The sequence below is a fragment of the Streptomyces sp. genome (assembly GCF_036566765.1).
Taxonomy (GTDB): Bacteria; Actinomycetota; Actinomycetes; order Streptomycetales; family Streptomycetaceae; genus Streptomyces.
Window position 1 is genome coordinate 1 of the sequence record NZ_DATCVQ010000040.1, and the last position, 12,261, is coordinate 12,261.

General features: G+C 71.7%; 11 protein-coding genes. 10 read left to right on the forward strand and 1 reads right to left on the reverse strand.

Features of this window, described 5'->3' with window-relative positions:
• The 4 genes from VIU94_RS44585 to nusB all read left to right on the forward strand — a co-directional run.
• A partial coding sequence (locus VIU94_RS44585; RefSeq protein WP_414720867.1) for an AAA family ATPase occupies nt 1-1,130 on the forward strand: 1,130 nt, incomplete at its 5' end.
• Nucleotides 1,131-1,244: 114 nt separating this feature from the next.
• Complete coding sequence (locus tag VIU94_RS01935) at nt 1,245-2,357, forward strand: aminopeptidase P family protein (RefSeq protein WP_331906810.1); 1,113 nt, start codon at nt 1,245-1,247, stop codon at nt 2,355-2,357.
• Between the two features lie 48 nt (nt 2,358-2,405).
• On the forward strand, nt 2,406-2,972 hold the full coding sequence (efp, locus tag VIU94_RS01940) for an elongation factor P (protein WP_331906812.1): 567 nt from the start codon (nt 2,406-2,408) through the stop codon (nt 2,970-2,972).
• A 2-nt stretch (nt 2,973-2,974) separates the two neighbouring features.
• Nucleotides 2,975-3,418, forward strand: coding sequence for a transcription antitermination factor NusB (gene nusB, locus VIU94_RS01945; protein WP_331906814.1), 444 nt, complete (start codon nt 2,975-2,977; stop codon nt 3,416-3,418).
• Between the two features lie 171 nt (nt 3,419-3,589).
• On the opposite strand, the gene bldD is transcribed toward nusB, so the two are convergent.
• Entirely contained in the window at nt 3,590-4,090 is a 501-nt protein-coding gene (gene bldD, locus VIU94_RS01950; protein ID WP_030355502.1) for a transcriptional regulator BldD, read from the reverse strand.
• Nucleotides 4,091-4,335: 245 nt separating this feature from the next.
• Between bldD and pyrR the strand changes: the two genes are divergently transcribed.
• The 6 genes from pyrR to carB form a co-directional block, all read left to right on the forward strand.
• The gene (gene pyrR / locus VIU94_RS01955) at nt 4,336-4,938 is read left to right on the forward strand and encodes a bifunctional pyr operon transcriptional regulator/uracil phosphoribosyltransferase PyrR (RefSeq protein ID WP_331906816.1); all 603 of its coding nucleotides are present in this window, start codon (nt 4,336-4,338) and stop codon (nt 4,936-4,938) included.
• A 113-nt stretch (nt 4,939-5,051) separates the two neighbouring features.
• On the forward strand, nt 5,052-6,032 hold the full coding sequence (locus VIU94_RS01960) for an aspartate carbamoyltransferase catalytic subunit (protein WP_331906818.1): 981 nt from the start codon (nt 5,052-5,054) through the stop codon (nt 6,030-6,032).
• Between the two features lie 2 nt (nt 6,033-6,034).
• A complete protein-coding gene (locus tag VIU94_RS01965) occupies nt 6,035-7,321 on the forward strand; it encodes a dihydroorotase (protein ID WP_331906820.1) in 1,287 nt (428 codons plus the stop codon).
• On the forward strand, nt 7,318-7,881 hold the full coding sequence (locus VIU94_RS01970; protein WP_331906822.1) for a PH-like domain-containing protein: 564 nt from the start codon (nt 7,318-7,320) through the stop codon (nt 7,879-7,881). The genes VIU94_RS01965 and VIU94_RS01970 overlap by 4 nt, the downstream gene beginning before the upstream one ends.
• The gene (gene carA / locus VIU94_RS01975) at nt 7,878-9,017 is read left to right on the forward strand and encodes a glutamine-hydrolyzing carbamoyl-phosphate synthase small subunit (protein ID WP_331906824.1); all 1,140 of its coding nucleotides are present in this window, start codon (nt 7,878-7,880) and stop codon (nt 9,015-9,017) included. Before VIU94_RS01970 ends, carA begins: the two co-directional genes overlap by 4 nt.
• On the forward strand, nt 9,010-12,261 hold a 3,252-nt coding region (gene carB, locus VIU94_RS01980; RefSeq protein WP_331906826.1), incomplete at its 3' end, for a carbamoyl-phosphate synthase large subunit. The genes carA and carB, both read left to right, overlap by 8 nt.

The following is a 12,261-nucleotide window of genomic DNA, read 5'->3' on the forward strand; positions in this document are numbered from 1 at the left end:
AGGCCGCGGTCCCGGGCGGGCCCGGCGCCCACCAGCCCGTACCGCCGCCGCCGAGCGGCGCCCCGGGTCCGCACCCGCCGTACGCCGGACAGCACCCGGGCGGCCAGCAGCCCCCGCACCCGGCTTCGTCGGCAGGCTCGCAACCTCCGCACCCGGCCTCTCCCGCCGGGCAGCACCCGGGCGGCCAGCAGCCCCCGCACCCGGCTTCGTCGGCAGGCTCGCAACCTCCGCACCCGGCCTCTCCAGCCGGGCAGCACCCGGGCACCCCGCAGCCCCCGCACCCGGCTTCGTCGGCAGGCTCGCAACCTCCGCACCCGGCCTCTCCTGCCGGGCAGCACCCGGGCGGCCCGGCGGCGCCGCAGCCTTCGCACGCTCCGGCAGGGCAGCAGCCCCAGCACCCGGCCTCTCCCGCCGGGCAGCACCCCGGTGCTCCGGTCGGGGGCCCGCAGCCTCCGCAGCCCGGGCCCGCGTGGGGCAGTGGGATGCCTCGGGACACCACCGGGCACATACCCCTGCCGCCCGGTGGGCCGGTCGGGATGCCCGTGCCGCCGGCCGTCGAGCTCGGGACCGGCGGGGCGACGCTGGCCGTGCTGCTGATCGGGCCCGCCGGGGCGGGGAAGACCACCGTCGCCAAGCACTGGGCGCGCTCCCGCCGGGTGCCCACCGCGCACATCAGCCTCGACGACGTCCGGGAATGGGTCTGCTCCGGCTTCGCCGACCCGCAGGCCGGGTGGAACGAGCACTCCGAGGCGCAGTACCGCCTCGCCCGCCGCACCTGCGGCTTCGCCGCGCGCAACTTCCTCGCGAACGGCATCTCCTGCATCCTCGACGACGCCGTCTTCCCGGACCGCCCCGTCGTGGGCCTCGGCGGCTGGAAGCGGCACGTCGGCCCGGGCCTGCTCCCGGTCGTCCTGCTGCCCGGCCTGGAGATCGTCCTGGAGCGCAACGCCGAGCGCAGCGGCAACCGCCGGCTCTCGGACGAGGAGGTCGCCTCCATCCACGGCCGGATGGCCGGCTGGTACGGCTCGGGCCTGCCGATCATCGACAACTCGAAGTACGACGTGGAGACCACCGCCCGCGTCCTCGACGAGGTCCTCGCCCGCTCCATCGCGAGCCCGCCCAGCTGGTAGCCCCGGCCACCGCCACCGCCACCGCCACCGCCACCGGCCACCATCGGCCCCCTCCCGTCCCCCATCGGCCCTCCTGACGGGCCGGGGCGGGCCGACGCTCGTAGGCTCGGAGACATGTCAGAGGTGTACGCGGACCGCCGTGTCCGGCTGCGCGACCGCTGCGCGGCGGCGGGGAGCACGGCCGCCCTGGTCTCCCGCCCCGCCAACGTCCGCTATCTCGCGGGTGGTTCGCCCCCCGGCTCGGTCCTGCTCCTGGGCCCCGGCGAGGACGCGCTGCTCTGCCCCGTCGCCCCCGGCGGCGATCCCGCCGACGGCCGCCTCGACGAGGAGCTCCGGCTGACGGTGCTGCCCGCCGGCGCGGCCATCGGCGATCCGGCCGTCGCCGCCGTCGACGTGGCCCGCAGAGCCGGAGCCGACTCGCTGGCCGTGGAGGAGCACCACCTGACCGTGGCCCGTCACCGGGCCATGGGCTCGGTCGCCCCGCGGCTCCGTCTCGCCGACCTCGCAGGAGCCGTCGAGCAGCTGCGGATCGTCAAGGACGAGGACGAGATCGCCTGTCTGCGGATCGCCGCCGAGATCGCCGACCAGGCGCTGGGCGAGCTCCTGGAGTCGATCCTCGTCGGCCGCACCGAGCGCCATCTCGCGCTGGAGCTGGAGCGCCGGCTCGTCGACCACGGCGCGGACGGCGCGGCCTTCACGACCTCGGTCGGCACCGGGCCGAACTCCGGCCGCGGCGGCCACCGGCCCTCCGACCGCCGGGTCGAGGAGGGCGACTTCCTCTCCGTCTGCCTGGGCGCGAACTACCGCGGCTACCGCTCCGAGATCGGCCGCACCTTCGTCATCGGCACCACCCCGGCCGACTGGCAGATCGAGCTGTACGACCTCGTCTTCGCCGCTCAGCGGGCCGGACGGGAGGCGCTCGCGCCCGGCGCGGAGTACCGGGACGTGGACCGCGCGGCCCGCCAGATCCTGGCCGGCGCGGGCCACGGCGAGGCCCTCTCGCCCCGTACCGGGCACGGTGTCGGCCTGGAAATCGACGAGGACCCGCAGCTCGCACCCTCCGCCATGGGTAAACTGGACGCTTGTGTGCCGGTCACCGTCGAACCGGGGGTCCACCTCCCGGGCCGGGGCGGGGTCCGGATCGATGACACGCTCGTCGTGCGCCAAGAGGCGGACGGCGGACCCGAGCTACTCACCATCACGACCAAGGAGCTGCTCGCGCTGTAGGCGCGTACGCCTCCTCGGTCCCACGTCAGTCCAGGAGATTCCGCAACCGTGGCTTCCACGAACGACCTCAAGAACGGCATGGTGCTCAAGCTCGACGGGGACCAGCTCTGGTCCGTCGTCGAGTTCCAGCACGTCAAGCCCGGCAAGGGCCCGGCCTTCGTGCGCACCAAGCTCAAGAACGTGCTCTCCGGCAAGGTCGTCGACAAGACGTTCAACGCCGGTGTGAAGGTCGAGACGGCCACCATCGACCGCCGCGACATGCAGTTCTCGTACATGGACGGCGACTACTTCGTCTTCATGGACATGCAGACGTACGACCAGCTGCACGTCGACCGGAAGTCCGTCGGCGACGCCGCCAACTTCCTGATCGAGGGCTTCACCGCCTCCGTCGCGCAGCACGAGGGCTCGGTGCTCTACGTCGAGCTCCCGGCCGCCGTCGAGCTGACCATCCAGCACACGGACCCGGGCGTCCAGGGCGACCGCTCCACCGGCGGCACCAAGCCGGCCACGCTGGAGACCGGTCACGAGATCCAGGTCCCGCTCTTCATCACCACCGGTGAGAAGATCAAGGTCGACACCCGCACCAGCGACTACCTCGGCCGGGTGAACAGCTAACCGTGGCTGCCCGCAGCAAGGCCCGTAAGCGGGCGTTCCAGATCCTCTTCGAGGCCGACCAGCGCGGGGCGTCCGTGCAGTCGGTCCTCGCGGACTGGGTACGGCACGCGCGGTCCGACGAGCGTCAGCCGCCGGTCAACGAGTTCACCATGCAGCTCGTGGAGGGATACGCGCAGCACATCGCGCGCATCGACGAGCTCATCGCCACCTACGCGGTGGACTGGGACCTCGACCGGATGCCGGCCGCCGACCGGAACATCGTGCGCCTCGGGGCGTACGAGCTGATCTGGGAGGACGGCACGCCGGACGCGGTGGCGATCGACGAGGCCGTGCAGCTCGCCAAGGAGTTCTCCACCGACGAGTCGCCGACCTTCGTCAACGGTCTGCTGGCGCGCTTCAAGGACCTGAAGCCGCGCCTCCGCCGGGACGCCGACGCGGACGCCTAGTCCGCCCGGTTCCGCCCCGGCAGTCGAAGGGGCCCGCAGCACACGTGCTGCGGGCCCCTTCGCCGTATGCAGGGCTCCTACGGCCCCACGAACGCCGCCGGGGCGGCGGGAGGCCGTATGACCTCCCGCCGCCCCGGCGGCACGTTTCTGCTACTGCTGAGTCGGCTGGTTTCAGCCCTCTTCGTGGGCGACCGCACGGCGCGCGTCCGCGTCCAGGACGCCCCAGCTGATCAGCTGCTCGGTGAGCACCGAGGGCGACTGGTCGTAGATCACGGCGAGCGTGCGCAGGTCGTCCTGACGGATCGACAGCACCTTGCCGTTGTAGTCGCCGCGCTGCGACTGGATGGTCGCCGCGTAGCGCTGCAGCGGGCCCGCCTTCTCCTGCGGGACGTGCGCCAGGCGCTCAAGGTCGAGGACGAGCTTCGGCGGCGGCTCGGCGGCCCCGCCGGGGGTCGTGCCCGGCAGCAGCTCCTGCACCGGGACGCCGTAGAAGTCCGCCAGCTCGGCCAGACGCTGCACGGTCACCGCACGGTCACCACGCTCGTACGAGCCGACGACGACGGCCTTCCAGCGCCCCTGGGACTTCTCCTCCACACCATGGAGGGAGAGCCCCTGCTGGGTGCGGATCGCGCGGAGCTTGGCCCCGAGCTGCTTTGCGTATTCGCTGGACATAACGCTCCCGGACGCTGTGACGACATGCGGCTGCGCCGCGCGGCTGGTAACTCACTGTGAGGTTACGCAGCGTTACTTGGCTCCGTCAAGCCGAATGGTCCATACCGCCCCCTCCCGGGGGACGGGGCGCGGAGCGGCGGCGGGGGCGTGGGCGTGGAGGCCGCCCGCCCCTGGTAAGGTTGACGGCGCAAATCCGACGTCCTTTAAGGTCCGTCCCGTGAGGCGGAGAAGGAGGTCCGTTTCATATGGACGCACAGCAGCAGAACACCCAGCACGACCCCCCGCAGGACACCCGGGGCTCCGTCGACGCCCGGCCCGTACTCGAGGCCCCCGACATCGCCCGTGTCCTCACCCGCATCGCCCACGAGATCGTCGAGCGCGCCAAGGGCGCCGACGACGTGGTGCTCCTCGGCATCCCGACCCGGGGCGTGTTCCTCGCCCGCCGGCTGGCCGACAAGCTCGCGGAGATCACCGGTCGGAAGATCCCGGTCGGCTCCCTCGACATCACCATGTACCGCGACGACCTGCGGATGAAGCCGGCCCGCGCCCTCGGCCGCACCGAGATCCCCGTGGACGGCGTCGACGGCCGCCTGGTGGTCCTCGTCGACGACGTGCTCTTCTCCGGCCGCACCATCCGCGCCGCGCTCGACGCGCTGGGCGACATCGGCCGCCCGCGCGCCGTACAGCTCGCGGTCCTCGTCGACCGGGGCCACCGCGAACTGCCGATCCGCGCCGACTACGTCGGCAAGAACCTCCCCACGTCGCTGCGGGAGACGGTCAAGGTCCAGCTCGCCGAGGAGGACGGTCGCGACACCGTGCTGCTCGGTGCGAAGCCCGCCTCCGCCTAGGACCGGCTCCCCGCCGGGACCAGGGCACAGCCCTGCGCACCGGCACCCCCGACGGGCTCTTCGGGGGACACCCCAGCCCCCTCCCGCATCTCCACACGACGGAGCACACACCGATGATGCGTCACCTCATCTCGGCCGCCGATCTCACCCGCGACGAAGCCATCCTGATCCTCGACACCGCCGAGGAGATGGCCCGGGTGGCCGACCGGCCGATCAAGAAGCTGCCCACGCTGCGCGGCCGCACGATCTGCAACCTGTTCTTCGAGGACTCCACCCGGACCCGGATCTCCTTCGAGGCCGCCGAGAAGCGCCTCTCCGCCGACGTCATCAACTTCGCGGCCAAGGGCTCCAGCGTCTCCAAGGGCGAGTCCCTCAAGGACACCGCCCAGACCCTGGAGGCGATGGGCGTCGACGCCGTCGTCATCCGGCACAGCGCCTCCGGCGCGCCCTACCGGCTCGCCACCTCCGGCTGGATCGACGCCCCGGTGATCAACGCCGGCGACGGCACCCACCAGCACCCCACCCAGGCGCTGCTCGACGCCTTCACCATGCGCCGCCGCCTCGTCGGCCGGGACGCCGGGCTCGGCCAGGACCTGGCCGGCAAGCGGATCACGCTGGTCGGCGACGTCCTGCACAGCCGGGTCGCCCGGTCCAACGTCGACCTGCTGCACACCCTCGGCGCCGAGGTCACCCTGGTCGCCCCGCCGACCCTGGTCCCGGTCGGCGTCGAGACCTGGCCCTGCGAGGTCTCCTACGACCTCGACAACGTGCTGCCGAAGTCCGACGCGGTGATGATGCTTCGTGTGCAGCGCGAGCGGATGAACGCGGCCTTCTTCCCGACCGAGCGCGAGTACTCGCGGCGGTACGGGCTGGACGGCGACCGGATGGCGAAGATGCCGGAGCACGCCATCGTCATGCACCCCGGCCCGATGGTCCGCGGTATGGAGATCACCGCCGAGGTCGCCGACTCCGACCGTTGCACGGTCGTCGAGCAGGTCGCCAACGGCGTCTCCATCCGGATGGCCGTCCTCTACCTGCTTCTGGGCGGCAACGAACCCGCCGTCAGCAACCACCGCACCGAGGAGAGCAAGTAACCATGAGCAAGATCCTGATCCGTGGTGCGAAGGTGCTCGGCGGCGAGCCGCAGGACGTCCTGATCGACGGCGAGACCATCGCCCAGGTCGGCACGGACCTCGACGCGGGCGACGCGACCGTGATCGAGGCCGAGGGCCGGATCCTCCTGCCCGGCCTGGTCGACCTGCACACCCACCTGCGCGAGCCCGGCCGCGAGGACTCCGAGACCGTCCTCACCGGCACCCGCGCCGCCGCCTCCGGCGGGTACACCGCCGTCTTCGCGATGGCCAACACCTTCCCGGTCGCCGACACCGCCGGCGTCGTCGAGCAGGTCTACCGGCTCGGCAAGGAGTCCGGCTACTGCGACGTGCAGCCGATCGGCGCCGTCACCGTCGGCCTGGAGGGCAAGAAGCTCGCCGAGCTGGGCGCCATGCACGACTCCGCCGCCGGCGTCACCGTCTTCTCCGACGACGGCAAGTGCGTCGACGACGCGGTCATCATGCGCCGCGCCCTGGAGTACGTGAAGGCCTTCGGCGGCGTCGTCGCCCAGCATGCCCAGGAGCCCCGCCTCACCGAGGGCGCCCAGATGAACGAGGGCGTCGTCTCCGCGGAGCTGGGCCTCGGCGGCTGGCCTGCCGTCGCCGAGGAGTCGATCATCGCCCGCGACGTCCTGCTCGCCGAGCACGTCGGCTCCCGCGTGCACATCTGCCACCTCTCCACGGCCGGCTCCGTCGAGATCGTCCGCTGGGCCAAGTCGCGCGGCATCGACGTCACCGCCGAGGTCACCCCGCACCACCTCCTGCTGACCGACGAGATGGTCCGCACGTACAACCCGGTCTACAAGGTCAACCCGCCGCTGCGCACCGAGCGCGACGTGATGGCCCTGCGCGAGGCCCTGGCCGACGGCACCATCGACATCGTCGCCACCGACCACGCCCCGCACCCGCACGAGGACAAGGACTGCGAGTGGGCCGCGGCCGCCATGGGCATGGTCGGCCTGGAGACCGCGCTCTCCGTCGTCCAGCAGACGATGGTCGAGACCGGGCTGCTCGACTGGGCCGGCGTCGCCGACCGGATGTCCCTCGCCCCGGCCCGCATCGGCCAGGCGAAGGGCCACGGCCGGCCCGTCTCGGCTGGTGAGCCCGCGAACCTCACGCTGGTCGATCCGGCATACCGTGGTGCCGTGGACCCCGCAGGCTTCGCCTCCCGCAGCCGCAACACCCCCTACGAGGGCCGCGAGCTGCCGGGACGCATCACGCACACCTTCCTGCGGGGCCGCGCGACGGTCGTGGACGGGAAGCTCGCGTGACACTCATCGAATTCGCCGCGGAACCGAAGTCGGCGGAGGTGACCGACTGGGCCGGACGGCTCGGCTGGGTCGCCGGACTGCTGCTCTTCATCGCCTTCGTCTACTGGCTGATGCGCCAGGGATGGAAGTGGCGCGGCAGCCTCCAGTCCGGACTCCCCGAGCTCCTCACCGTGCCGGAGACCCCCGGCGAGGCGAGACTGGAGCTCAGCGGCCGCTACCACGGCTCCACCACCGCCGGGCAGTGGCTCGACCGGATCGTCGCGCACGGCCTCGGCACCCGCAGCCGGGTCGAGCTCACCCTGACGGACGCCGGCCTGGCGGTCGTCCGCCCCGGCGCGAACGACTTCTTCGTCCCCGCCGCGGCCCTGCGCGAGGCCCGCCTCGACAAGGGCATCGCCGGCAAGGTCCTCGCCGAGGGCGGGCTGCTGATCGTCACCTGGGCGCACGGCGACCAGCTGCTCGACTCCGGCTTCCGCTCCGACCACGCGGCCGAGCACGCCGCCTGGGTCGAGGCCATCAACTCCATGAACACCAGCACGACGGAAGGCACCGCACGATGACGACCTCCACCCGGGGAGCCAAGGCTCCCGCCGTACTCGTCCTGGAGGACGGCCGCATCTTCCGCGGCCGCGCCTACGGGGCCGTGGGGGTGACCTTCGGCGAGGCGGTGTTCTCCACCGGCATGACCGGCTACCAGGAGACCCTCACCGACCCGTCGTACCACCGCCAGGTCGTCGTGATGACCGCCCCGCACGTCGGCAACACCGGCGTCAACGACGAGGACCCCGAGTCCGCGCGGATCTGGGTGGCCGGCTACGTCGTCCGCGACCCCGCCCGCGTCCCGTCCAACTGGCGCGCCAAGCGCTCCCTGGACGAGGAGCTGACCCACCAGGGCATCGTCGGCATCTCCGGCATCGACACCCGCGCCCTCACCCGCCACCTGCGCGAGCGCGGCGCCATGCGCGTCGGCATCTTCTCCGGCAACGCGCTGCCCGACGAGGGCACCATGCTCGGCGAGGTCCGCCAGGCCCCCGAGATGCAGGGCGCGAACCTCTCCGCCGAGGTCGCCACCAAGGAGACGTACGTCGTCCCCGCGATCGGTGAGAAGAAGTTCACCGTCGCCGCGGTCGACCTGGGCATCAAGGGCATGACCCCGCACCGGATGGCCGAGCGCGGCATCGAGGTGCACGTGCTGCCCGCCACCGCCACCGCCGAGGACGTGTACGCGGTCCAGCCCGACGGCGTGTTCTTCTCCAACGGCCCGGGCGACCCGGCCACCGCCGACGGCCCCGTCGCCGTCATGCAGGCCGTCCTGGAGCGCAAGACGCCGCTCTTCGGCATCTGCTTCGGCAACCAGATCCTGGGCCGCGCCCTCGGCTTCGGCACCTACAAGCTGAAGTACGGCCACCGCGGCATCAACCAGCCGGTGCAGGACCGTACGACCGGCAAGGTCGAGGTCACCGCGCACAACCACGGCTTCGCCGTCGACGCGCCCCTCGACAAGGTCTCCGACACCCCCTACGGGCGCGCCGAGGTCTCCCACGTGTGCCTGAACGACAACGTCGTGGAGGGCCTGCAGCTGCTCGACCAGCCGGCCTTCTCCGTCCAGTACCACCCCGAGGCGGCCGCGGGCCCGCACGACGCCGCGTACCTCTTCGACCGCTTCGTTTCTCTGATGGAGGCCGAGCGTGCCTAAGCGCACCGATATCCAGTCCGTCCTGGTCATCGGCTCCGGCCCGATCGTCATCGGCCAGGCCGCCGAGTTCGACTACTCCGGCACCCAGGCCTGCCGCATCCTCAAGGCCGAGGGCCTGCGGGTGATCCTGGTCAACTCCAACCCGGCCACGATCATGACCGACCCGGAGATCGCCGACGCCACCTACGTCGAGCCGATCACCCCCGAGTTCGTCGAGAAGATCATCGCCAAGGAGCGCCCCGACGCCCTCCTGCCCACCCTCGGCGGCCAGACCGCGCTCAACACCGCGATCTCCATGCACGAGCAGGGCGTCCTGGAGAAGTACGGCGTCGAGCTCATCGGCGCCAACGTCGAGGCGATCCACAAGGGCGAGGACCGCGACCTCTTCAAGGGCGTCGTCGAGGCCGTCAAGGCCAAGATCGGGTACGGCGAGTCCGCCCGCTCGGTCATCTGCCACTCCATGGACGACGTCCTGGGGGGCGTCGAGACGCTCGGCGGCTACCCCGTCGTCGTCCGCCCCTCCTTCACCATGGGCGGCGCCGGCTCCGGCTTCGCCCACGACGAGGACGAGCTGCGCCGCATCGCCGGCCAGGGCCTCACGCTCTCCCCGACCACCGAGGTGCTCCTGGAGGAGTCCATCCTCGGCTGGAAGGAGTACGAGCTGGAGCTGATGCGCGACAAGCACGACAACGTCGTGGTCGTCTGCTCCATCGAGAACTTCGACCCGATGGGCGTGCACACCGGTGACTCGATCACCGTCGCCCCGGCGATGACGCTGACCGACCGCGAGTACCAGCGGCTGCGCGACATCGGCATCGCGATCATCCGCGAGGTCGGCGTCGACACCGGCGGCTGCAACATCCAGTTCGCGATCAACCCGGACGACGGCCGCGTCATCGTCATCGAGATGAATCCGCGCGTCTCCCGCTCCTCCGCGCTCGCCTCCAAGGCCACCGGCTTCCCGATCGCCAAGATCGCCGCCCGGCTCGCCGTCGGCTACACGTTGGACGAGATCCCGAACGACATCACCGAGAAGACCCCGGCGTCCTTCGAGCCCACCCTCGACTACGTCGTGGTCAAGGCCCCGCGCTTCGCCTTCGAGAAGTTCCCGCAGGCCGACTCCACCCTCACCACCACCATGAAGTCGGTCGGCGAGGCCATGGCCATCGGCCGCAACTTCACCGAGGCCCTGCAGAAGGCCCTGCGCTCGCTGGAGAAGAAGGGCTCGCAGTTCGCCTTCACCGGCGAGCCGGGCGACAAGGCCGAGCTGCTGCGCGAGGCGGTCCGCCCCACCGACGGCCGGATCAACACCGTCATGCAGGCCATCCGCGCCGGCGCCACCCCGCAGGAGGTCTTCGACTCCACGAAGATCGACCCGTGGTTCGTCGACCAGCTCTTCCTGATCAAGGAGATCGCCGACGAGCTGGCCGCCGCCGAGAAGCTCGACCCCGAGCTGCTCGCCGAGGCCAAGCGGCACGGCTTCTCCGACGCCCAGATCGCCGAGATCCGCGGCCTGCGCGAGGACGTCGTCCGCGAGGTCCGGCACGCCCTCGGCGTCCGCCCGGTCTACAAGACGGTCGACACCTGCGCCGCCGAGTTCGCCGCCAAGACCCCGTACTTCTACTCGTCCTACGACGAGGAGACCGAGGTCGCGCCGCGCGAGAAGCCCGCGGTGATCATCCTGGGCTCCGGCCCGAACCGCATCGGCCAGGGCATCGAGTTCGACTACTCCTGCGTGCACGCCTCCTTCGCGCTGTCCGACGCCGGGTACGAGACGGTGATGGTCAACTGCAACCCCGAGACCGTCTCCACCGACTACGACACCTCCGACCGGCTGTACTTCGAGCCGCTCACGCTCGAGGACGTCCTGGAGATCGTCCACGCGGAGCAGCAGGCCGGCCCGGTCGCGGGCGTGATCGTGCAGCTGGGCGGGCAGACCCCGCTGGGTCTGGCGCAGGCGCTCAAGGACAACGGCGTGCCGGTCGTGGGCACCCCGCCCGAGGCGATCCACGCCGCCGAGGACCGCGGCGCCTTCGGCCGTGTCCTCGCCGAGGCGGGTCTGCCGGCCCCCAAGCACGGCACCGCCACCACCTTCGCCGGCGCCAAGGCCATCGCGGACGAGATCGGCTACCCGGTCCTCGTACGGCCCTCCTACGTCCTCGGCGGCCGCGGCATGGAGATCGTCTACGACGAGACCCGCCTCGAGGCCTACATCGCCGAGTCGACCGAGATCAGCCCCTCGCGCCCGGTCCTGGTCGACCGCTTCCTCGACGACGCCATCGAGATCGATGTCGACGCCCTCTACGACGGCCAGGAGCTCTACCTGGGCGGCGTGATGGAGCACATCGAGGAGGCCGGCATCCACTCCGGCGACTCGGCGTGCGCACTGCCGCCGATCACGCTGGGCGGCTTCGACATCAAGCGCCTGCGGGCCTCCACGGAGGCCATCGCGCGCGGGGTGGGCGTCCGGGGCCTGATCAACATCCAGTTCGCCATGGCCGGTGACATCCTCTACGTCCTTGAGGCCAACCCGCGCGCGTCCCGCACCGTCCCCTTCACCTCGAAGGCGACCGCCGTGCCGCTCGCCAAGGCCGCCGCCCGGATCTCGCTGGGCGCGACCGTCGCCGAACTGCGCGCCGAGGGCCTGCTTCCGGCCCACGGCGACGGCGGCGAACTCCCCCTGGACGCGCCGATCTCCGTGAAGGAGGCCGTCATGCCGTGGTCGCGCTTCCGCGACATCCACGGCCGCGGCGTCGACACGGTCCTCGGCCCGGAGATGCGCTCCACCGGCGAGGTCATGGGCATCGACTCCGTCTTCGGCACGGCGTACGCCAAGTCGCAGGCGGGCGCCTATGGTCCGCTGCCGACCAAGGGGCGGGCGTTCATCTCGGTCGCCAACCGCGACAAGCGCTCGATGATCTTCCCGGCGCGCGAGCTGGTCGCCCACGGCTTCGAACTGCTCGCCACCTCCGGCACCGCCGAGGTCCTCAAGCGCAACGGCATCAACGCCACCGTCGTGCGCAAGCAGTCCGAGGGCACCGGCCCGAACGGCGAGAAGACCATCGTCCAGCTCATCCACGACGGCGAGGTCGACCTGATCGTCAACACCCCGTACGGCACCGGTGGCCGCCTCGACGGCTACGAGATCAGTACGGCGGCCGTGGCCCGGTCGGTCCCGTGCCTGACGACGGTCCAGGCGCTCGCCGCCGCCGTCCAGGGCATCGACGCCCTCAACCACGGTGAC